This is a genomic window from Amycolatopsis sp. DSM 110486 (genome assembly GCF_019468465.1).
GTDB lineage: Bacteria > Actinomycetota > Actinomycetes > Mycobacteriales > Pseudonocardiaceae > Amycolatopsis.
Genome location: NZ_CP080519.1, coordinates 7,672,748 through 7,694,009, shown reverse-complemented (window position 1 = coordinate 7,694,009; position 21,262 = coordinate 7,672,748). Strand labels below are relative to the sequence as shown.

Sequence of the window (21,262 nt, the reverse complement as noted above, 5' to 3'; positions counted from 1 at the left end):
GCGCGTCAGTCCGTGGGCAGCGCGGCGGTCAGCTTGCCGGGGTTGAGCATCCAGAGGATCTTGTCGATGCCGTCTTCCGTGGAGGTGAAGCTGATGACGCCGTACACGGCGCCGTTGCGGCTGAGCACCGCGGCGAGCTCGCCGTTGACCTGGGTGAAGACGATGTCGGCGTCCGTCCAGAAGAACGGCTGGTACGCGCGGATGACCTTCGCGAGCGTGGCCGGGCCGAAGATCGCCGAGCGCGCGGCCCGGGCGACGCCGCCGCCGTCGGAGTAGCTCACCACGTCGGAGGCGAAAAGCTGCTCCAGCGCCGGCAGGTCCCCGGCCTGCGCGGCGGCCAGGAACGCGGCGAGCAGCTTCTTCCGCTCCGCCTCGCTCACGGGCTTGCGCTTCTCCGCCGCGAGGTGCTTGCGGGCGCGGCTCACGTACTGGCGTGCCGTGACCTCGGTGGTCTGGATGATCTCGGCGATCTGCGAGTACGGGTAGTCGAACGCCTCCCGCAGCACGTACGCGGCGCGCTCGGTCGGCGTGAGCTTCTCCAGCAGCATCAGCACGGCGACCTCCAGCGCGGCGGCGCGCTCGGCGCCGAGCTGCGGGTCGGCCGTCGTGTCGACGGGCTCGGGCAGCCAGGGCCCGATGTAGGTCTCGCGCCGCGCGTACGCGGTGCGCGTGGCGTTGATCGCCTGGCGCGTGGTCGTGGTCGCGAGGTAGGCGGCCGGGTTCTCGACCACCGAGCGGTCGGCCTTCTGCCAGCGCAGCCACACCTCCTGCAGCACGTCCTCCGCGTCGGCCGCGCTGCCGAGCATGCGGTACGCGATGCCGAACAGCCGCGGGCGCACCTGCGCGAAGACCTCGGCCGCATCGTCGAGAGTGGCGCTTCCGCTCTCTTCCATACCCCCGGCAGCCCTTCCGACGACGTGTGCGACTGACGAAGCCAGCTTACGCCGAGCCCGGAACCGGCCGGTGATCATCCACCGCGATGACCGCTGTGACGTGGTGCTACTTTGCCGGACCGGCTGTCCGTCCACAGTGGAGCATTCCACGATCGAGTGACAGAAGGCTCGCGAAGTGTCCACACCGGAGGCACGATGATCACGGACCTGCCAGTGACAGGATCGGAGCCGGAATGCGAACAGTGCCGGGAAACGACCGTGGCGGCCGGTGGCGGCGGTCTTTGCTGATCGTCGCCGGGGTGCTGGTGCCGGGAGGGCTGCTGACGGCGCCCGCCTCGGCTGCTCCGGCAGCCGACTACTCACTCGCCGGGGACACCTACGCGGGCGCGCAGATCGCGGCGCACGAAGGGGTGCACGGGGGTCCTGACCTGGCCCGGGCCGACGTCGACCAGACGCTCGGACACGACGTGAGCGGGCACACGGGCGCTGTCGACTGGAAGGCGGCGAGCGGGTCGGGCGCGCGGTTCACCTACGTCAAGGCGACGGAGGGCACGGGGTTCGTCAACCCGCAGTTCGGCGGGCAGTACGACGGCGCGCACGCCGCCGGGATCGTCCGCGGCGCCTACCACTTCGCGCGGCCCGACGTATCCGGCGGCGCGGAGCAGGCCGAGTACTTCATCGCGCACGGCGGGGCCTGGCGTGGGGACGGCAAAACGCTGCCCGGCGCGCTCGACATCGAGTACAACCCGTACGGCGACGCCTGTTACGGCAAGAGCCCGGCCGACATGACCAACTGGATCGCCGACTTCACGCGCACCTACCTCGCGAAGGAAGGCCGCAGCGCACTGATCTACACGTCCACCACGTGGTGGAAACTCTGTACCGGCAACACGAACCGCTTCGGCGACACGGATCCGCTGTGGCTCGCGCGATACGCACCGCAGATCGGCGAGCTGCCGGCGGGCTGGGACAAGCAGAGCATCTGGCAGTTCTCCCGCACCGGCGGCCTGCCGGGCGACCAGAACTACTACAACGGCCCGTTCAACCGGGTGCAGGCGCTGGCGAGCGGGCCGTCCGCCGCGGCCTGACCCCGGCGCGAAAGCGGCGCGCGAGCACCTCGAACGCCTCCGCCAGCTCGGGCGGTCCGACGACCTCCAGGTCCGCGTCGAACCGCCCGAAGGCGGCGGCCAGGGCGGCCCACGACCACGAGCCCAGCTCCAGGCGGCACCGGTCCGGGCCGGCCTCCTCGACGACGGCGTCCGCGGCGTAGCGCGACACCGCGGCCGCGGGCAGGTCGAGGAGCACCGAGCCGCGGCAGGGCCAGCCGCTGGCGGAGCCCTGGAACCGGCTGGTGACGAAGGCGGCGACGCTGCCGCCGGGCAGCTCGCGCGGGGTGAACCGCGGGCCGGTCGGAGTGCGGGGCGTGAGGCGGTCGGCGCGGAAGACGCGCCAGTCGCCGCGGTCGAGGTCCCAGGCCACGAGGTACCAGAGGCCGCCGCGGGCGACGAGGTGGTGCGGTTCGACGCGCCGTGGCGCGGGGCCGGGCGGGTAGTCGAAGCGCAGCACCTCGCTCGCGTGGACGGCGGCGCCCAGCGCGGCGAGGACGTCGCCGCCGACCTGCGGAACCGGCCGGGCCAGCGCGGTCACGCGGACGCTGTCGATCCGGTGCCGCAGCCGGGCTGGCATCACCTGGCGCACCGTCGTCAACGCCCGCGCGGCCGCTTCCTCGATGCCCGCGCCGCCGGTGGTCGCCAGCTGCAGGGCGACGGCGAGCGCGACGGCCTGCTCGTCGTCGAACAGCAGCGGTGGCAGCTGCGCGCCGGCATCGAGGCGGTAGCCGCCGTCGGGTCCTTTGGTCGCGACGATCGGATATCCCAGCTCCCGCAGGCGATCGACGTCACGGCGGACGGTGCGCGGGCTGATGGCGAGCCGCTCGGCCAACGCCGCGCCCGGCCAGTCGCGGCGCGCCTGCAGCAGCGAGAGCAACGCCAGGAGGCGGGCGGAAGTCTTCGGCACGGTTTCATCTTGACGGAAGAAGCGGCCACTTCCTGTCCGCTACCCCTGCGACGATGACGTCATGACCGAAAAGACCGAACTCCTCGTCCAGCTCGCCCACGCTCGGGAGACGCTGAAGGCGAGCGTCCGCGACCTCACCGACGAGCAGCTGGGCAAGCGCCCCACCGTCAGCGAGCTGTGCCTCGGCGGGCTCGTCAAGCACGTCGCGTCGATGGAGGAGCAGTGGCTGCGCTTCGCGGTCGAAGGCGCTTCAGCGATGAGCTACGAGCTGCCCGACGGCGTGACGTGGGCCGATTTCGCGGCCGGGACCGCGCGCGAGTATCCGAAGTGGGCGATCGAGCACCAAGCGGAATTCAGCATGCAGCCCGGCGACACGCTCGCCGGCATCTTGAAGCGCTACGACGAGGTCGCGGCGCGGACCGAGGAGATCGTCGCCGCCGTGCCCGATCTGGCGGCCGCGCACCCGCTGCCGGAGGCGCCGTGGCACGAGGCCGGAGCCGAGCGCAGTGTGCGCGGGGTCCTGCTGCACGTGATCGTCGAGACCGCGCAGCACGCGGGCCACGCGGACCTGCTGCGCGAAACGCTTGAGGCGTCGTGACGGTGCTGGACAGTCGCGCGCTCAACCGCGCGACGCTCGCCCGCCAGCTGCTGCTGGAGCGCGCCGATCTGCCCGCGCTCGACGCCGTCGCGCACCTGTGCGGGCTGCAGGCGCAGGAGCCGCAGGAACCGTTCACGGGCCTGTGGTCGCGGTTGCGGGCGTTCGAGCCGGCCGAACTGTCGGACCTCCTCGTCGGGCGGCAGGTGGTCCGGACCCATCTCATGCGCCGCACCGTCCACCTCGTCACCGCCGACGACGCCCTCGCCTGGCGCACCCGCCACGACGCGATGCTGCGCCAGCGCGTGCTCGGCGTCTACCGGCGTGAGCTCGGCGGCGTCGACCTCACGGAGCTCGCCGCGGCGGGCCGCGCCGTCCTCGCCGACGGCGAACCGCGGTCCATGCCCGAGCTCGCGCGGGCCGTGGCGGACCGCTGGCCGGCGCCGGGACCACGCGCGCTGGGCGAGATGCTGGTCGCCGCGCTCGTGCCCGTGGTGCAGCTGCCGCCGCGCGGGGTCTGGCGGCAGAAGGCCGGCGTGCGGTACCTGCCCCTGTCCGCCTGGCTGGGCCGCGACGTCCCGGCTCCCCCGGACGACGTCGTCGGCGCCGACCTGGTCCGCCGCTACCTCGCCGCCTACGGCCCCGCCGCCACCGCCGACCTGCGCGCGTGGTCCGGCCTCGCCGGGCTGCCCGCCGCCGTCGCCTCGGTGCGCGACGAACTGGTGTCCTTCCGCGACGACCGCGGCCGCGAACTGCTGGACCTCTCCGGCGCCCCGCGCCCCGCTCCGGACACCCCGGCGCCCGTCCGCTTCCTCCCCGCGTTCGACAACGCGCTGCTCGGCTACTCCGACCGCACCCGCATCGTCGACGACGCCCACCGCAACCTTTCCGTCGCGGGCTCCCGCGTCCTCCTCGTGGACGGCCACGTCACGGCGACGTGGACCGTCGAGGAGGGCACGGTGGTGGTGACACCGTTGCGCCGGCTGACTCGCGCGGAGCGCGCGGCCGTCTGCGACGAAGGTGAGGCGGTGGCGCTGTTCCTGTCCGACGGGGAGCACCGCGGCGTCCGGATCGAAAGCTGACTGACCCGCGGTACTAGGACCACCGGACGATGGTGACCGGCCCCGGGGCGGCGTGACGATTGACGGCATGACGAACTCACCGCAGAACAGCACGCAGCGGACCCGGCGCCGGGTCGTCGGGGTAGCCGCGGCGACGGTGGCGGCAGCCGGGATCGTGACGGCGGTCGTGGGCGGCGGAGCGGCCGCGGGGTCACCGGAGCCCGCGGCCAAGCCGGCCGCTTTCGTGTCCACTGAGGACAATCCGCATCCCGAGGACCGGACCACGGCGGCGACCACCTCCGCAGCGCCGATCTCCACGACTCATCCGGAAACGCACCGCAACCACGTCGAGCCCGGAGACGACCACGGCCGTCACCTCGAGCCGGGTGACGACCGCGGGCGCCACAATGAGCCCGGGGACGACCACGGCGGCCGGGGTGACGACAGCGGCCACGGTGGTCCCGGCCGACGCTAAAGGACAATCCACAAACGACGGTGCCACCGCCGGAAACCCGGCAGTGGCACCGACCCCGTCAGTGGTGCGGCCGCTTCAGGCCGGTCAGGTCGCGCTTGACCACCGTGTTGCGGTCGCCCACGGTGTTGCCGAAGGCGAACTGCGGCCAGTAGCCCATGATCTCCTGGCGGCTGCGCTCGCTCCACTGGCGGGCGAGCGCGCTGCGGGACTTGTAGAAGTTCAGCGCGTAGCCGTGGGTGTGCAGGCGCAGGATGGAGAACCCGCCCGGGTATTCCTTGGCCGCGGCCACTTCCTGCAGCGTCACGCGCGGCGCCGTCGGGCTGATCGTGCGGTGGTTGCGGTGGGTGTGGCCCGCGTGGTGCAGGAACACGCCCGGCGTCTGCGAGTACCAGTCGAGGATCTGCGCGGCCTGGGTGGCGTCGACGGAGCTGCCCGCGGTGATCGGGAACGCCGAGTCCTGCATCACGAGCGGGTGGTGGCCGAAGACGAGCGTCGGCTGGTCGCGGTGCTTCTTGAGGTCGGTGCGGAACCAGTCGAGCTGCTCGGGCGACAGGCCGCCGGCGTCGCCGCCGTTGCCGGGCTTGTCGTAGGTGTCGAGGCCGATCACGTGCAGGCCGGACAGGTCGCGGGAGAAGTACGTGCGCTCGGTGTGCGGGAAGTACGCGTCGTGGAAGCAGTCGTTGCCCTGCCACTGCCCGACGCGGCAGGTCGAGTACGCGTCGCCGATGTGCGCGCGGTCGTGGTTGCCGCGCGTGACGAAGTAGTCCTCCTGGTAGCGGCCGAAGCGCGAGAGCAGGTGCCCGGCACGGCTGAGGTCGGTCGGCACGGCCTCGGCGGAGATGTCACCGGCGGCGAGCAGGTAGCGCGGGTCGAAGCGCTTCACGTCCTGCACCAGCGATTCCAGCATCACCTCCGGGTACGGCGGCAGGCCGGGCACCTGCGAGATCCCGATGTACTGCGGCTGCCCGCCGACGAGCCCGGCCTGCGTCTCGCCCATGTGGGTGTCGTTGCACAGCACCACCGAGAACACGTGGCTGCCCTCGGGTGGCTGCGGCGTCGTGAACTCGAACGGTCCCGTCGTGCCGAGGCCGCGGTCCGTGGTGCCCACGGCGTTGCCGGCGATGAGCGTGAACGCGGTGGGCGCGGCGAGCTTGCCGTTGGAACGAGCCTGGTAGTAGTACGTCTCGCCCGGCTCGAGGGCGTGCAGTTCGACGTAGTGGTACGGGGTGTGACCGGTGATGTCGTGCGCCACCCGGTTGAGGCGGTTGGGGTTGGTGCCGTAGCGGACTTCGCCGTCGGAGTCGGCCGGGACCATGCGGCCGAGCCCGTCGTCGGTGCCGGCGCGGCCGGTGTACCACGTGATCACGGCGCGGTCCTCCGCGAGCGTCACGAGTTCGAGATTGACGGGCGTCACCGGGCCCGCACCTTGGGAGTCGGTCGCGGCCAGCGCGCGGGCGGGGTCGAGCAACGTGGTCGAACCCGCCGCAGCGGCGGCGTACGCGGTCCAGCGCAACAGGTCTCGGCGGGTGAAATCGCAAGCAGGCATGCGCTGCAAGCTAAAGCCGCCCGTTGAACGGAACACCGCAAGTGGGCGAAGCGCGAGTGTCGACACTCGGAAGTCGGCTGCCGCCGAAGTGATCGACCGGAGCCGGTTCCGCCCGCCGGAACATCGGGCGGGCGGAACCGGGCCGGGTCAGGCGACCAGCCGCAGCGGCTGTTCGAGCGCGTCGACCAGCACGCCCAGCCACGAGGCCGCCAGCGCCCCGTCGATCGCGCGGTGGTCGACCGCCAGCGTGAGCGCCAGCTGCGTCGCCACCGTCAGCTCGCCGTCCACCACGACCGCACCGGGTTTCCCGGCCCCCACCGCGAGGATCGACGACTGCGGCGGGTTGATGATGGCCGTGAAGTCGTCCACGCCGTACATGCCGAGGTTGCTCACCGCGATCGAGCCGCCTTCGAGGTCCTGCTGCTTGAGCTTGCCCTCGTCGGCCTGGGTCGCGAAACCCTTGACCTGGCGCGAAATCGCGCTCGGCGCCAGCTTCTCCACCCCGCGCACGACCGGCGTGACCAGGCCCCGTTCGGACGCGATCGCGACGCCGACGTCGACCGAGTCGTACTTGCGCAGCGCGTCCTCGGTCCAGATGACGTTGGCGTCGGGCACCTCGGTGTGCGCGACGGCCACGGCCCGGATGATCAGGTCGTTGACCGAGATCCGCGCCGGCGACACCTCGTTGAGCTGCTTGCGCAGAGCCAGCAGCGCGTCGATCCGCGCGGTGCGCCGCACCGAGAAGTGCGGCACAGTCTGCTTGCTCATCGTGAGCCGGCTCGCGATCGCGCGGCGGATCCGGGTGTGCGGGATCTCGGTGAACGCCGCGCCTGCCGCGGGTTCACGGCGGGCGGGTGCCGGTTCGGCCACGAGCTGTTCGCGTGCCGGTTGCGGCGTCGGTTCGGGCTGAGGCGTCACCGGTGCCGGCCGGTCCGCTCGCGCGATCGCGGCCTCCACGTCCTTGCGCACGATGCGCCCGTTCGGCCCGGTCCCGGCTACCTCCTCGAGCCCGATCCCAGCTTCCTTCAACATCTTGCGCGCCAGGGGACTCGCGAAAATCCGCTCACGTGAAGCGTTCGACGCAGCCGGTGCCGGCTCGGACTGAGCCGGCTCGGACTGGGCCGAACCGTTCTGCGCAACCGAACCTCCCAGCTCCGCCAGCAGCCCGCTCACGTCCTCTCCCACGGCACCCAGCACGGCGATCGGCGTGCCGACCTCCACCGTCGTGCCGCGGTCCACCAGCTGCCGCAGCACGGTCGAGCCGGCTTCGGCCTCGACTTCCACGGCTGCCTTGTCCGTCTCCAGCACGGCCAGTGCCGTGCCGGCGTCGAACGCCTCGTTCTCGGGCACCAGCCACTCGCTCAGCACGGCCTCGGTCGACCCCGTGGCGACTTCGGGCACCCGCAACAGCGTTGCCATCGTTGGAACTCCTCGCTGCCGGTCGCAGTTGCGGTCAGTCGGACAGGCGCCGCAGCGCCGCGGTCACTTCCTCGGTCCGCGCGATCGCCGCGCGTTCGAGGACCTTGCTGATGCTGGGCGACGCCTCGCCGCCGGTGACGCGCTCGATCGGCGCGTCGAGCCAGTCGAACAGGCGGCGCTGGATCTCGTCGGCGAGCTTCCCGCCGTACGAAGTGCCGATGGCGCCTTGCTCCACGATCAGCACCCGGTTGGTCTTGCGGACGCTGCGTTCGATCGTGTCCCAGTCGAGGCTCGCGCGGTCGAGCCAGCGCAGGTCGATCAGGTCGGCGCTCACGCCGGTCTCGTCCAGGGCCTCGAGGCAGTGCCCGACCATGGACAGGTAGCTGATCACGGTGAGGTCGTCACCGGTGCGGCGCAGCGCGGCCTTGCCGACGGGGATGCGGTAGTCGAAGTCGTCGACCGGCGCGGTGCCCGTGGTGGCGTAGAGGTCCACGTGTTCCAGCACCACGACCGGGTCGTCGCAGGCCAGGGCGGTGTTCATCAGGCCGACGTAATCGAACGGGTTCGACGGCGCCACGACCCGCAGCCCAGGTGCGGTGGTGAGGATCCCGGCCGGGTCCATCGAGTGCTGCGAGCCGTAGCCGGTGCCCGCGGCGAGCTTGCTGCGCAGCACGAACGGCACGCTGCCGGTCCCGCCGAACATGTGGCGTGCCTTGGCGACCTGGTTGAAGAGCTGGTCGGCGGCGACCCACATGAAGTCGGCGTACATGAACTCGACGATCGGGCGCGAGCGGCCGTCGATGGCCATGCCGCCGGCGAGTCCGGTGAACGCGTTCTCGCTGATCGGGGTGCCCAGCACGCGCTCGGGTGCCGTTTCGATGGCCCTTTTGGTGGCGCCGTTGGTGCCGCCCTTGAGCCGGTCGACGTCCTCGCCGAGCACGACCACGCGCTCGTCGGTCTCCAGCCGCCGGGCGAGGACATCGCTGACGGCGTCGATGAACCGGCGCTCCTTCAACGCCCCGCTGAAGGACTCGGGTTCCTCGTAACGGCTTCCGTCCAGTTCGGACAGGTCTCCGCGCACGCCGACGTCGACGAAGGCCGGGTCCGGCCACGCGGAGTCCTTGATGCGGCGCTTGCCGTCCGGGCCGTCTTCGAGGAAGCTGTCGCCGATCTCGTGCAGCGTCCGGGTGATCTCTTCGTCGAACGCCTTGAGCTGGTCGTCGTCGGCGAGGCCGCGGCGCACGACGTGGCCTCGCAACAGGTCGATCGGGTCGCGGTCGCGCCAGGACTTCTCTTCTTCCTTCGTGCGGTAGCCGAAGGCGCTGCCCGGGTACGGGCCGTTCTGGTGGAAGTAGCGGTAGACCTCGGCCTCGACGATGGTCGGGCCGTTGCCCGCGCGCATGTGGGCCACGGCCTCGCTCATCGCCAGGTGCACGGCGAGTGGATCCATTCCGTCCACCTGCCAGCTCGGGATGTGGAACCCGAGGCCGCGCGCGGAGAGCCGGGACTCGGCCGTGGCCGTGTCGACCGGCGTGGACACCGCGTACTGGTTGTTCTCGATGAAGAAGCAGACGGGCAGCTTCCACGCGGCGGCGAGGTTGAACGTCTCGAGCACCGAGCCGATGTTCACGGCACCGTCGCCGAAGTAGGTGACGGTGACCGCGTCGGTGCCGGTGTGACGCTGGTTCCACGCGAAGCCCGCGGCCTGCGGCACTCCCCCGCCGACGATCGCGTTGGTGCCCATCGCGCCGGCCTCGCGCCACTGCAGGTGCATCGACCCGCCGCGCCCGCTGCCGTAGCCCTCGGCCAGGCCGCAGATCTCGGCCAGCGTGCGGCGCAGCACCGTGCGCACCTCGTCGTCGATCGCCGGCAGCCCGGTGGGCTCCGGGGCGACGTGGCCGAAGGCCTTGGCGAGGAACTGGTGGTGGCCGCGGTGCGAGCCGTTCACGAAGTCGTCGCTGCGCAGCGGGGAGATCGAGCCGACCGCGCCGCCCTCCTGGCCGATGCTCGAGTGCGCCGGGCCGTGCACGAGGCCCCGGCCCGCGAGCTCCAGCACGTACTCCTCGAACGACCGGATCCACTGCGCCCGCCCGAGCAGGCTCAACAGCAGGTCCGGTGCGGCTTCGTCCCAGTCCTCCGGCGTGGCGCGCAGGCGGATCCAGGGCGCGCCGGCGACCAGTGACTCGTGAGTGGCCATCAGGGCTCCTCATCTTCGAATGGATCCATTGCGAAAGGCTTGACGGAGACTATGCCGTCAAGTAGCCATGAAAAGCAAGCGAATGGATCCATTGGAGGTGTGCTCATGCCGATCCCCGGGGTGACGGGCGTCGACCACTTCGGCCTTACGGTGCCGGACCTCGACCAAGCCCACGAGTTCTTCACCGAGGTGCTGGGCTGCGAATACCTGTACCGGCTCGGGCCCTACGAGCACGACGACAGCTGGATGAGCGAGCACCTCGGCGTCGACGACGAAGCGGTGATGCGGCGCCTGCACTTCTACCGGCTCGGCGGCAAGGCGATCTTCGAGGTGTTCCAGTACGAGGCGCCGGAGCAGAACCCCGTGCCGCCGCGCAACTCCGACGTCGGCGGGCACCACATCGCGCTGTACGTGGAGGATCTCGACTCCGCCGTCGCCGATCTGCACCGCCGCGGCCTGCGCGTGCTCGGGGAGCCGACCACCAGCAGCGGCGCGAGCGAAGGGCAGCGGTGGGTGTACTTCCTGTCACCGTGGGGCCTGCAGTGTGAGCTAGTGTCCTATCCGAACGGAAAGGCCTTCGACCACCGTCCGGAGGCGTTCGATTGAGAGGAACCGGCGTGGCCGTACCCGCGGGCGTGGCGAGCCAGCGCGTCGCCGACGAGCTGCGAGAGCGGATTCTCGACGGCCGCCTCGCCCCGGGCACGCGCATCATCCAGGACGAGCTGGCCGAGGAGCTGCGCACCAGCCGCCTGCCGGTCCGCGAAGCCCTGCGCATCCTGGAGTCCCGAGGTCTGGTGACCTTGCGCGCCAACTCCGGCGCGTGGGTCACGTCCATGGACGTGCGCGAGTGCGAGCTGTCGTACAAGATGCGCGAGCGGCTGGAACCCTTGCTACTGGCCGAATCCGCGCCCCGGCTGTCCGATGAGGACATCGACGAGCTGGAGGCGCTCGAGGACCGCATCGAGCGGACCGACGACGTCGAAGAGTTCCTCGTGCTCGACCGGCAGCTGCACTGGACGGTCTACCGCCACCACGACGCCCACGACCTCGCCGCGATCCTCAACCGCCTGTGGGACACCACGCAGCACTACCGCCGGGCCTTCACGCGGCTGGCCGGGGAACGCCGCAGCTGGATCATCCGCGCGGAGCACCGGCTGCTCATCGAGGCGCTGCGCCAGCGCGATCACGCGTCGGCCGAGCGCATCCTGGAGCTGCACATCCGCCGGACGCGGGTGGAGCTGGTGAGGCACCCGGAGGTGTTCGCGGTTCCCGTCCCGTCCTGAAGCGAGGTTAACGGTTAGGCTGTTCGACCCCGCCGGCGAGCGGGCCGAGTCTCCGGAGCCGAAGCGCGGACGGCCGGCCCTGTCGTCGAGCAACGGCGGATCTGTGGCGGCCGGCGAGTTCCCGGTGCCGCAGAAGCTGATCAGCGCGCCGCTGGTGCAGCTGGGCGAGACCCGCGGCACGCTCAAGCTCGAAGGCGGCATCACGTGGGAGCGGCTCACGCCGCGTGACGTGCCCGGCGCCGACTTCCTCAAGATCACCTACGACGTCGGCGGCGCGTCGTGCCCCGAAGGCCGGCGCCAGACGCACCCCGGCCACGAGTTCGGTTACGTCCTCAGCGGCCGCCTCGGGGTCACCGTCGGGTTCGACACCACCGAGATCGGCCCGGGCGACTCCGTCTACTTCGACTCGGCCACTCCGCACCGCCTGTTCAACGCGGGTGACGAGCCCGCCGTCGGCGTCTGGATGGTGCACGCGCCGTTCGGCTCGCCGGAGTAAAGCCCCTCCCCACGGTATGCTCCGTCACGACAGTGGTCATTATCGCTGATAGTCAGAATGCGTGACCACCTCGACCGGAAGGTACCGCCATGACTCGCCTGGCTTTCGGGTTCTCGCTCGTGCCGACGCTCGACGTCGGCGCGCATCGCGAGCTGGCGGTGGCCGCGGAGGAGCACGGGCTGGAGTTCCTGGGCATCCAGGACCACCCGTACGTGCCGGAGTACCTAGACACCTTCGTGCTCGCGGGCGCTCTGCTGGCCGCCACCCGCCGCATCCACGTGTTCCCCGACGTGACGAACCTGCCGCTGCGCCCGCCCGCGATGCTCGCCAAGGCCGCCGCCTCGCTCGACCTCACGTCCGGCGGGCGCTTCGAGCTCGCCGTCGGCGCGGGCGGCTACTGGGACGCGATCGAGCGCCTCGGCGTCGAACGGCGCTCGCGGGCCGAGGCCAACGCCGCTCTCGAGGAGGCCTTCGAGCTCATGCGGGCGATCTGGCGGGCCGACCGCCGGCCCCTCCACCACCGCGGCGTTCACTACACAGTGGACGGTCTCGTGCCCGGGCCCCGGCCCGCGCACCCGATCGAGCTCTGGACCGGCGCGCAGGGACCGAAGGCGCTGGCCCTGACCGGCCGCGTCGCCGACGGCTGGGCCGCGCCGATCCCGTCCTACCTGCCCTACGAGCAGTGGGGTCCGGCGCACGCGATCCTGGACGAGGCCGCGGCGGCCGCCGGCCGGCAGCCGTCGGACGTGCGGCGGATCTGCCAGGTCGTCGGCACGATCACCAACGCGCCCGGCACCCTCCAGGTCGCCGCCGGCGCCGAACCCGTGCGCGGCGACGCGGCCCAGTGGGCCGAGTTCTTGACGCGCTCGGCCACCGGCCTGCCCTTCACGACGTTCGTCTTCTGGCCGGAGAACCAGACGATCGACCAGGTGCTGCGCTTCGCGCGAGACGTCGTGCCGGCGGTCCGGCAGGCGGTCGAGGGCTAAGCCGGCGGGTCCCCGGGCGACACCAGGCCGGTTTCGTAGGCCAGCACCACCGCTTGGGCGCGGTCGCGCAGGGACAGCTTCGCGAAGATGCGCGCGACGTGGGTTTTGATCGTCGCCTCGCTCAGGGTGAGGTCGGTGGCCAGCTCGGTGTTGGACCGGCCCCGGCCCAGCAGCGTCAGGACTTCGAGCTCGCGCGGGGTCAGCGCGGACAGGTTTCGGTGCGTCGGCGGAGCTGCCGCGGCCGGAGCGGGAGCGGCGGCCGCGGCGAACCGTTCCACGAGCCGCCGCGTGATCGAGGGCGCCAGCAGCGCGTCGCCGGTGTCGACGAGCCGGACGGCGGCCACGAGGTGTTCCGGCGTCACGTCCTTCAGCAGGAAGCCGCTCGCTCCGGCGGCGAGGGCTTGGTAGACGTAGCTGTCGAGGTCGAACGTCGTCAGCATCAGCACCTTGCAGCGCGGGTCGTCGGCCAGGACGCGGCGCGCGGCTTCGAGACCGTCCATGGCGGGCATGCGGATGTCCATGAGCACGACGTCCGGGTGCAGCTCCCGCACCAGCTCCACCGCGGCCACCCCGTCGGCCGCTTCACCGACCACGTCGATGCCGCCGGCCGTGAGGATCATGCGAAAGCCCGTGCGGACCAGGCCTTGGTCGTCGGCGATGACGACGCGCGGGGCGGTCACGGGCGCTCCAGCGGGATCCGGGCGCGCACGCGGAACCCGCCCCCGAGGCGGCGCCGCGCGTCGAGGTCACCGCCGAAGGCCGCGACGCGTTCCCGCAGCCCGAGCAAGCCACGCCCCTCCCCCTGCGAGGAGGACGCGGCGGCCGAACCGCCCGTGAGCACGCTCGGCCCGCTGTTCACCACCTCGACCCGCAGGTAGTGGTCGGTGTAGCGCACCGTCACCTCGGCCTTCCCCCCGTCACCGTGCTTGAGCGCGTTGGTCAGCGCCTCCTGGATGATCCGGTACGCCGTCAAGTCCACTCCGGACGGCAGCGACCGCGGCTCGCCCGACACGCGCACCTCCACCGGCAGCCCGGCGAACGCGATCCGGTCGACGAGCGGGCTCAGCCGCGCGAGGCTGGGCTGCGGCGCGAGGTCGGGCGGCTCCTCGCCGTCGGCCGGCGGTGCGAGCAGGCCGAGCAGGTTCCGCAGCTCCGTCATCGTGTCGCGGCCGGCGGTCTCGACCTCCCGCAACGCCTCGGCCGCCTGCGCGGGCTCGGTCTCGACCACCAGGCGCGCGGCGCCGGCCTGCACGAGCATCACGCTCACGTTGTGGCTCACGATGTCGTGCAGCTCGCGGGCGATCCGCGCGCGTTCGGCGTCGACGGCCTGCTGTGCGGCGCTTTCCCGCTCCCGCTCCAGCAGCCACCCGCGCTGCTCCAGCGCACGGGCGGCCGCGCGCCGCGCGAGAATCAGCCGCACGGCCAGCACCACCGCGACCAGGCACGCCACGGCCGCGACCCCGAGTTCCCACACACCTTGACTCTCCCAGGCCGCCGCGTCCGCCGCATCAACCCGGCGGCTACATCCCCAGGATGACCACGTTCGGCGGTTACCTCCCCGGACTGATGCCCCGGCGGCGAAGCTGCTTCAGGATTGCGTGCTGTGACCAGTGACGAGAGCAGAGCGAACCCGGTGGTGCAGCTGTCCGCCGTGCGCAAGGAGTACAGCGATTCGGTGGCCCTCGACGGGGTCTCGCTGGGGATCCGCGCCGGCGAGGCGGTCGCGGTGATGGGGCCGTCGGGCAGCGGGAAGTCGACGCTGCTGAACATGGTGGCCGGGCTGGACCGGCCGACGTCCGGGTCCGTCGTGGTCAATGGCGAAGATCTCGGCAAGCTCAGCGAGACGGGGCTCGCGCTGTTCCGCCGCCGGCGCATCGGCATGATCTTCCAGTTCTTCAACCTGCTCGACGACCTCCCGGCGCTCGACAACGTCGCCCTCGCCGCGCAGCTGACCGGCACTTCGGCCGCGCAGGCCCGAGCCCGGGCGCTGGAGCTGCTCGACGAGCTCGGCATCGCCGGCCGGCGCAACATCCACCCCGCGCAGCTCAGCGGCGGCGAACGCCAGCGCGTGGCCGTGGCCCGGGCACTGATGAACCGGCCCGCGCTGCTGCTGGCCGACGAACCCACCGGCGCGCTGGACAGCCGCTCCGGCGAGCAGGTGATGGACCTGCTGCTCGACCTCAACCAGATCGGGCAGACGCTGCTGCTCGTCACGCACGACGAGCGGCTCGCGAAGCAGTGCGCCACGCGCGTGGTCCAGGTCGTCGACGGCCGGATCGCCGCGACCTCGGGTCTGGAGCGCAGCTCGTGAGCGCCGTGTGGCGGGTCGCGCGCGCCGCGGTCCGGCGCCGGCGAGTGCAGACGGCCGTGATCGGCGTCGTGGTCGCGGTGTCGACCGGCACGATCGTGCTCGCGCTCGGGCTGCTGGTGTCGGCGTCGGGGCCGTTCCAGCGGGCGCACGCGGAGCAGAACGGCGCGCACCTCGTCGTCGCCTACGACACCACGCGGGTGTCGGGCGAGCAGCTCGCCGACGCCTCCACCCGGCCCGGGGTCGAGGCGTCGGCCGGGCCGTTCGGGCAGGTCACGCTGGACACGGCGAAGAGCGTCGCGGCGCGGGCGGGCAGCCTGACCACGGTCGGGCGCGCGGACCCCGAAGGCGCCGTCGACCGGCTCGACGTGTGGGCGGGCCGATGGGCCACCGCGCCCGGGGAGATCGTGCTGAACTTCCCGCGCGGTTCCGGCGACCTGGTTCCCGTGGGTTCGCGGATCGAGATCCCGGGTAAGCCCGTGCTCACCGTCGTCGGGTTCGCGTATTCGGTGAGCGCGTCCGCCGACGCGTGGGTGACGCCGGCGCAGCTGTCGGCGCTGCGGCCGACCACGGCGCAGGTGCTCTACCGCTTCACCCACGCCGCCACGGCTGCGGAGGTCGACACGGGTCAGGCCGAGGTGACGGCAGGGTTGCCGGCGAGGTCCGTGCTCGGCGAGCAGTCCTACCTGACCGTCGAGGAACGGCTCAACTCCGACGTCGGCCCGTACGTGCCGTTCCTGGTCCCGTTCGGGATCCTCGGGCTCGCGGTGGCCGTGCTGATCGTCGCCAACGTGGTGAGCGGCGCGGTGGTGTCCGGGTTCCGCGACATCGGGGTGCTCAAGTCGCTCGGGTTCACGCCGAACCAGGTGATGGCCGTGTACCTGCTGATGGTGTTCGTCCCCGCCGCCCTCGGCTGCGTCGTCGGGACGATCGGCGGCAATCTCGTCGCCAAGCCAGTACTGGCGGACGCGTTCAGCGCGTTCGGCGCGGGCGACGTCGGGATCGACGCCTGGGTCGACGTCGTCGCGCTGGTGGGCTTGCCGCTGGTCGTCGTGCTGGCCGCGCTGGTTTCCGCACTGCGGGCCCGCCGGCTGCCGGCGACCGCGGCGATCAGCGCGGGCAGCGGACCTCGGTTCGGGCGCGCGCTCGCCGTCCAGAGGCGGCTCGCAGGCACCCGGCTGCCGCGGTCGATCAGCCTCGGCCTCGGCGTCCCGTTCGCCCGCCCGGCGCGCAGCGCGCTGACGCTGGCGGCGATCGTGCTCGGGGTCATGACGGTGACGCTGTCGATCGGCGTCACGCTGTCGGTGAACGCGTACAACAACGCGATGCGGCCCGCTCACCCCGACCGCGTCGAGTTCCTGGCCGGCCTGCCCGACGGGCTCACCAGTCCGGCCGGGCTGGCCGGTCCGCGTCCGGCTCCGGCGCTCGGCGACTCCGCCGACGAGGCGATGCTGCGTTCGCTGCCCGGTTCCGCCCGGGTCGCCGCCTCGGCCGAGCGCACCGTGCACCTGCTCGGCAGCCAGGAGAACCCCTCGGTCACCTTCTCCCGCGGGGATTCGGCGGCGCTGGGGCCGGAGATCCTCGACGGCCGGTGGGCGGCACGCGCGGGGGAAGCCGCCGCGCCGTCCCGGTTCCTCAACCAGCGCGGGCTCGCCCTCGGCGACACGATCACGGTGGAGCTGGGCGGAAATCGCACGCAGCTCACGCTCGTCGGAGTCACGCTGACCAACAACGACCAGGCGATCTACGCCGACTGGTCGACCCTCGACGTCCTCGCGCCGGGCACCCGCGCGGAGACCTACGACGTGCAGCTGGCTCCCGGCGCCGACCGCGCGGCGCTCGCGAGCGCGGTGCACGCCCGCGACCCCGGGCTGGAGGTCGTTCCCCCGCGTGACGGCACGTCTTCGCAGGCCGTGCTCCTGGTCAGCAGCGCGTCGGTCCTGACGCTGGTGCTCGCGATCGTCGCGGCGCTGGGAGTGTTCAACACCGTGGTGCTCAACGCCCACGAACGCCGGCGCGACTTGGGGATGCTCAAGGCGATCGGGATGACGCCGCGCCAGGTGACGGTCATGATGATCACCTCGATGGGGGCACTGGGCGTGGTCGGCGGGCTGCTCGGGCTGCCACTCGGCTTCTTCGTCCACCGGCTGGTCGGGCCGGCCATGCTGCGCGCCGCCCAGTCGGACGTGTTCGGGTTCGTGATCGACGTCTATCGCGCGCCGATGCTCGTGGTGCTGGGGCTGGCCGGGGTCGTCATCGCCGTGCTGGGCGCGCTCATCCCCGCCGCACGCGCGGCTCGGCTGCCGATCGCGAAGGTGCTGCACAACGAATGAAGCCCTGGAGCGGGCCCTGTCGCCGGGGGGGGGCAGGGCCCACTTCAGTCCACTTCGGACTGCCGGGCGCGGCGGTAGTGCCGGCGCGCCTTGAGGCGGTTACCGCACGTGGCCATCGAGCACCAGCGGGCGGTGTTGGCCTTGCTGTGGTCGATGAGGAACACGCGGCACTCCGGGTTGGCGCAGGGGCGCAGGCGGCCGGACTCGCGGAGGCCGTCCCAGGTGAGGACCGCGCGCGCCGCGGCGGCGTGGCCCGCGGGGGCATCGAGGGTCCAGCCGATGCCGTCGGCGCCGAGGGTCGCGAGGTAGCCGACGCCCTCGACGAAGCGCCCTACGGACGACGGTTCCGCATCGCCGCGCACCACCTCCTGCAGCGTCGCGCGCAGGTCGAGCAGGGTGCGCCACTCCCCCTCCGTCGCCGGCTGCCCGTAGGCGGACAGCCAGCGCAGGGCTTCGGCCGCGTCCGCCAGGTCGTCGTGCGGCGTGCCGTCGACGAGCGCCGTGGTGTTCAGCAGGTCGAGGACCAGCGTCTCGTCGTTCTCCACCGTTCTCTCCACCGCTCCACCCTCCGATTGATCTAACCCTCAAATTCCCTCTTGACAGGTTAGTTCTACCATGTTTGAGTTCTAACTACCACCAGCTACTTTAAGGGTTAGACATGAACGTGACGCCGATGCACCCGTGGACCAGCGAAGCCATGTCGATGTCGGAGATGAGCCAGCCCGAGATGTCGATGGGCCGGATGTCGATGTCCGGGCCGTCGTCGAGCTCGCTGCGGACGTTCCTGCGGACCGAGTCCGGCAGCGCCGGGATCCTCGTCGCGGCGATCGTGATGGCCCTGGCCTGGGCGAACCTGGCGCCCGGCGCGTACGACGCCGTGTGGAACTGGGTGCTGAGCGTGCGGATCGGGCCGCTGAGCGCCGCGTTGCCGGTGCGCGACTGGGTCAACAGCGGCCTGATGACGCTGTTCTTCCTGGTGGTGGGGCTGGAGGCGCGGCGCGAGTTCGACCTCGGCGACCTGCGCGAACGGCGCCGCCTGATCCTGCCCGCCGTCGCCGGGCTGGCCGGCATGGCGGTGCCCGTGCTGATCTACCTGGCGCTCAACGGCGGCGGGCCCGGCGCGCACGGCTGGGGCGCGGCGATGTCGACCGACACCGCGCTGGCGCTGGGCGTGTTCACCGTGGTCGGGCGCGGCGCGCCAGAGCGGATCCGCACATTCGTGCTCACCGTGTTCGTGGTGGACGACATCGTGGCCCTGGTGGTCATCGCGCTGGCCTACAGCGGGCATGTGGACCTCATGGCCGTCGGGATCGCCGCCGCCGCGTACGCCGGGGTGCTGGCGAGCCGCAGGCTCGACTACCGCTACCGCAAGCCCGTGTTCACCGCGCTGGCGCTGACGGTGTGGGGCGCGCTGCTGACCAGCGGGATCGACCCGGTCGTGGCCGGTCTGGCGGTGGGGCTGGCGACATCGGCGTACGTGCCGAAGCGCGATTCGCTGGAGGAGGCGACCACCCTGGTGCGCCTGTTCCGTGAGCAGCCCACCGCGGAGACGGCCAGCTCGGCGAGCAAGCGGCTGAGCGCCACGCTGTCGGCCAACGCCCGCCTGCGCCACGCCTTCCACCGCGTGACGAGCTACGTCGTCGTCCCGCTGTTCGCGCTGGCCAACGCCGGCATCACCGTGAACACCGAGGTGCTGGCGAGCGCGGTCACGGCACCGATCACCGTCGGGATCTTCCTCGCCTACGTGCTGGGCAAGCCCGTCGCGGTGTTCGGCACCTCGTGGCTGCTGACCCGCCTCAGCGGCGGCGCGCTGCGGCCGCCGGTCGGCTGGGCCGGCGTGCTGAGCGGCGGCGCGATGGCGGGCGTCGGGTTCACCGTGTCGCTGCTGATCGCCGACCTCGCCTTCACCGGGCGGGAGCTGGAGGAGGCGAAGCTCGGTGTCCTCGCCGCGGCGGCGGGCGCGGCGCTGCTGACCTTCCTGGTGCAGAAGCTCACCGCCGCGCTGCCGGAAGAGGTACGGACCCGCGCACTGCTCGGCGACGCTCCCCTGCTGACCGACCTCGTCGCTCCGGTCGACCTGAGCCGCGACCACGTGCGAGGGCCGGAGGACGCCACGGTGACCGTGGTCGAGTACGGCGACTTCGAGTGCCCGTGGACCGGCATGGCGGCGCCGACCGCGCGCGAGCTGCTGGCCGAGAACAGCGACATCCGCTACGTGTGGCGCCACCTGCCCCTGCACGACATCCACCCCCACGCACAGCTGGCCGCCGAGGCCGCCGAGGCGGCGGGCGCGCAGGGCGCGTTCTGGCCGATGCACGACCTGCTGCTGGGCAACCAGACCGACCTGCACTTCGACGCCCTCGTCGGCTACGCCGAGCAGCTGGGCCTCGACGTCGACCGGTTCCGCGACGACCTGCTGCGCCGCCGCTTCGCCGGCCACGTCGAGCGGGACGTCGAGTCGGCCGACCTCAGCGGCGTGGCCGGGACCCCGACGTTCTTCGTCAACGACCAGCGCCACGACGGCCGGCAGGACCTCGCGACGCTGACCACCGTGATCACCAGCGCCCGCAGCCGCGTGGCCGCGTTCGCCCCCGCGGCGGCGATCGAGGCCGCCGCGGCCTGAGCACCGTCCACAAGAGACCTGTCCACTCGGGACACCCGGAGGAAGTCATGTCCGCTCACACCAGCACCAAGACCACCGCCCCGGCCGAGATCGGCACCACGGGCGCGCTGAGCCCGGCACTCGGCCTCATCCCTGGCATCTACGTCACCCGTCAGGGCGCTCGGCTGCCCTTCTGGCCACACCGTCGGCACGCCGCGCCGAAGCCGCGCTGAACCCGGTACGCAGCAGCGGATTCCCGTCGGTTGGCGGGAATCCGCTGCTGTCTGGCGCGGAGGCCGGTAGTGGGCGCGCCCCGGGCTTCCTAGCGTGACGACCATGACCGAAGTGCTGCTGCCGATCGCGATCGGCCTGGTGTACGTGCTGCTCTCGTCCCTGATCCCCGAGCCGCACCGGCGGAAGTTCAACGCCCTCATGGTCGCCGGAGCGGGCGCGGCCTACCTGTCCGGCGGCGAGCTGGGAGTGTGGGAAGTGGTGTTCTGCGCCGTGCTGACGCTGGTCGCCTTCCGCGGGCTGGACTCGTGGACGTTCATCGGGATCGGGTGGCTGCTGCACACGGCGTGGGACGTCGTCCACCACCTCAAGGGCGCGCCGATCCTGCCGTTCGCGGCGGACTCGTCGTTCGGGTGCGCGCTGACGGACCCGGTGATCGCGCTGTGGGCCTTCACGGGCGGGCGCAGTCCCTGGGCGTGGCTGCGCCGGAAGACTCCGGCCGCTGCCGCGGTGGGCGGCTAGTCGCTGCGGCCACGCAGGGTCAGCACCACGCGGAGCACGTGCTCGACGGCCGAGGGGAAGATCGCCGCGCGCAGCTCACCGCGCGTGGCGAGGTTCTGCGACGCGAACTCCAGCATGCGCTCGGGCCCCAGCCGCCGGACGACCAGCGCCGCGATCTCCTCCAGTTCGAGGTCGGGATTGTCCAGGCGCCGCAGCGCGAACTCGACCACGAGCTCCTCGTCGGTCATGGCCCCTCCCTCCGGACTCGTCGATGCCCAGAGTAGTCGAAGACGGGACGGGCTTTCCTGTGTTCGAGATCG

At 72.0% G+C, this 21,262-nt stretch carries 22 protein-coding genes; 13 read left to right on the top strand and 9 right to left on the bottom strand.

From position 1 onward, the window contains the following. Positions 1-5 precede the first annotated feature (5 nt). On the bottom strand, positions 6-893 hold the full coding sequence (locus K1T34_RS37290; RefSeq protein ID WP_220239422.1) for an RNA polymerase sigma-70 factor: 888 nt from the start codon (positions 891-893) through the stop codon (positions 6-8). 233 nt (positions 894-1,126) lie between these two features. On the opposite strand from K1T34_RS37290, the gene K1T34_RS37285 reads away from it, so the two are divergent. After that, complete coding sequence (locus K1T34_RS37285) at positions 1,127-1,981, top strand: lysozyme (protein WP_220239421.1); 855 nt, start codon at positions 1,127-1,129, stop codon at positions 1,979-1,981. Here K1T34_RS37285 and K1T34_RS37280 read toward each other — a convergent pair. Then, on the bottom strand, positions 1,935-2,909 hold the full coding sequence (locus K1T34_RS37280; RefSeq protein WP_220239420.1) for a YafY family protein: 975 nt from the start codon (positions 2,907-2,909) through the stop codon (positions 1,935-1,937). The two genes, K1T34_RS37285 and K1T34_RS37280, sit on opposite strands and share 47 nt — an antisense overlap. Positions 2,910-2,970: 61 nt before the next feature. On the opposite strand from K1T34_RS37280, the gene K1T34_RS37275 reads away from it, so the two are divergent. The 3 genes from K1T34_RS37275 to K1T34_RS37265 all read left to right on the top strand — a co-directional run bounded on the left by K1T34_RS37275 (position 2,971) and on the right by K1T34_RS37265 (position 5,040). Next, a complete protein-coding gene (locus K1T34_RS37275) occupies positions 2,971-3,507 on the top strand; it encodes a DinB family protein (protein WP_220239419.1) in 537 nt (178 codons plus the stop codon). Beyond that, a complete protein-coding gene (locus K1T34_RS37270; RefSeq protein ID WP_220239418.1) occupies positions 3,504-4,586 on the top strand; it encodes a winged helix DNA-binding domain-containing protein in 1,083 nt (360 codons plus the stop codon). The genes K1T34_RS37275 and K1T34_RS37270 overlap by 4 nt, the downstream gene beginning before the upstream one ends. A gap of 67 nt (positions 4,587-4,653) precedes the next feature. Next, a complete protein-coding gene (locus tag K1T34_RS37265; RefSeq protein ID WP_220239417.1) occupies positions 4,654-5,040 on the top strand; it encodes a hypothetical protein in 387 nt (128 codons plus the stop codon). A gap of 58 nt (positions 5,041-5,098) precedes the next feature. Here the strand turns inward: K1T34_RS37265 and K1T34_RS37260 are convergent, their stop codons facing one another. The 3 genes from K1T34_RS37260 to K1T34_RS37250 form a co-directional block, all read right to left on the bottom strand. After that, positions 5,099-6,586, bottom strand: a complete 1,488-nt coding sequence (locus K1T34_RS37260) for a metallophosphoesterase family protein (RefSeq protein WP_220239416.1) — start codon at positions 6,584-6,586, stop codon at positions 5,099-5,101. Between the two features lie 147 nt (positions 6,587-6,733). Then, on the bottom strand, positions 6,734-8,005 hold the full coding sequence (locus K1T34_RS37255) for a dihydrolipoamide acetyltransferase family protein (protein ID WP_220239415.1): 1,272 nt from the start codon (positions 8,003-8,005) through the stop codon (positions 6,734-6,736). Positions 8,006-8,039: 34 nt separating this feature from the next. Continuing rightward, positions 8,040-10,202 carry a thiamine pyrophosphate-dependent enzyme gene (locus K1T34_RS37250; protein WP_220239414.1) on the bottom strand — a complete coding sequence of 721 codons (2,163 nt, stop codon included), beginning with the start codon at positions 10,200-10,202 and terminating at the stop codon, positions 8,040-8,042. A 105-nt stretch (positions 10,203-10,307) separates the two neighbouring features. Here K1T34_RS37250 and K1T34_RS37245 point away from each other — a divergent pair, with 105 nt between their 5' ends. The 4 genes from K1T34_RS37245 (at position 10,308) to K1T34_RS37230 (ending at position 12,967) form a co-directional block, all read left to right on the top strand. Further along, the gene (locus K1T34_RS37245; RefSeq protein WP_220239413.1) at positions 10,308-10,808 is read left to right on the top strand and encodes a VOC family protein; all 501 of its coding nucleotides are present in this window, start codon (positions 10,308-10,310) and stop codon (positions 10,806-10,808) included. An 11-nt stretch (positions 10,809-10,819) separates the two neighbouring features. After that, a complete protein-coding gene (locus tag K1T34_RS37240) occupies positions 10,820-11,485 on the top strand; it encodes a GntR family transcriptional regulator (RefSeq protein WP_255637825.1) in 666 nt (221 codons plus the stop codon). Positions 11,486-11,609: 124 nt separating this feature from the next. Beyond that, positions 11,610-11,981, top strand: coding sequence for a cupin domain-containing protein (locus K1T34_RS37235; RefSeq protein WP_220239411.1), 372 nt, complete (start codon positions 11,610-11,612; stop codon positions 11,979-11,981). Positions 11,982-12,070: 89 nt separating this feature from the next. Continuing rightward, a complete protein-coding gene (locus tag K1T34_RS37230; RefSeq protein ID WP_220239410.1) occupies positions 12,071-12,967 on the top strand; it encodes an LLM class flavin-dependent oxidoreductase in 897 nt (298 codons plus the stop codon). Here K1T34_RS37230 and K1T34_RS37225 read toward each other — a convergent pair. Next, positions 12,964-13,647 (bottom strand): response regulator transcription factor, encoded by a 684-nt coding sequence (locus tag K1T34_RS37225; RefSeq protein ID WP_220239409.1) that lies wholly within the window; start codon positions 13,645-13,647, stop codon positions 12,964-12,966. The genes K1T34_RS37230 and K1T34_RS37225 overlap by 4 nt on opposite strands. Next, the gene (locus K1T34_RS37220) at positions 13,644-14,441 is read right to left on the bottom strand and encodes a sensor histidine kinase (RefSeq protein WP_220239408.1); all 798 of its coding nucleotides are present in this window, start codon (positions 14,439-14,441) and stop codon (positions 13,644-13,646) included. Before K1T34_RS37220 ends, K1T34_RS37225 begins: the two co-directional genes overlap by 4 nt. A 129-nt stretch (positions 14,442-14,570) precedes the next feature. Between K1T34_RS37220 and K1T34_RS37215 the strand changes: the two genes are divergently transcribed. After that, positions 14,571-15,278, top strand: coding sequence for an ABC transporter ATP-binding protein (locus K1T34_RS37215; protein ID WP_255637822.1), 708 nt, complete (start codon positions 14,571-14,573; stop codon positions 15,276-15,278). Next, positions 15,275-17,608 carry an ABC transporter permease gene (locus K1T34_RS37210; protein WP_220239407.1) on the top strand — a complete coding sequence of 778 codons (2,334 nt, stop codon included), beginning with the start codon at positions 15,275-15,277 and terminating at the stop codon, positions 17,606-17,608. The genes K1T34_RS37215 and K1T34_RS37210 overlap by 4 nt, the downstream gene beginning before the upstream one ends. A gap of 44 nt (positions 17,609-17,652) precedes the next feature. Here K1T34_RS37210 and K1T34_RS37205 read toward each other — a convergent pair whose 3' ends face one another. Then, a complete protein-coding gene (locus K1T34_RS37205) occupies positions 17,653-18,165 on the bottom strand; it encodes a CGNR zinc finger domain-containing protein (RefSeq protein WP_220239406.1) in 513 nt (170 codons plus the stop codon). 101 nt (positions 18,166-18,266) lie between these two features. On the opposite strand from K1T34_RS37205, the gene K1T34_RS37200 reads away from it, so the two are divergent. From K1T34_RS37200 to K1T34_RS37190, 3 genes are all read left to right on the top strand, one after another. Continuing rightward, entirely contained in the window at positions 18,267-20,231 is a 1,965-nt protein-coding gene (locus tag K1T34_RS37200; RefSeq protein ID WP_220239405.1) for a Na+/H+ antiporter NhaA, read from the top strand. A gap of 47 nt (positions 20,232-20,278) precedes the next feature. After that, complete coding sequence (locus K1T34_RS37195; RefSeq protein WP_220239404.1) at positions 20,279-20,443, top strand: hypothetical protein; 165 nt, start codon at positions 20,279-20,281, stop codon at positions 20,441-20,443. Positions 20,444-20,546: 103 nt separating this feature from the next. Continuing rightward, positions 20,547-20,963 (top strand): DUF6010 family protein, encoded by a 417-nt coding sequence (locus K1T34_RS37190; RefSeq protein ID WP_220239403.1) that lies wholly within the window; start codon positions 20,547-20,549, stop codon positions 20,961-20,963. On the opposite strand, the gene K1T34_RS37185 is transcribed toward K1T34_RS37190, so the two are convergent. Then, on the bottom strand, positions 20,960-21,190 hold the full coding sequence (locus tag K1T34_RS37185; RefSeq protein WP_220239402.1) for a hypothetical protein: 231 nt from the start codon (positions 21,188-21,190) through the stop codon (positions 20,960-20,962). The two genes, K1T34_RS37190 and K1T34_RS37185, sit on opposite strands and share 4 nt — an antisense overlap. Positions 21,191-21,262: the final 72 nt, after the last annotated feature.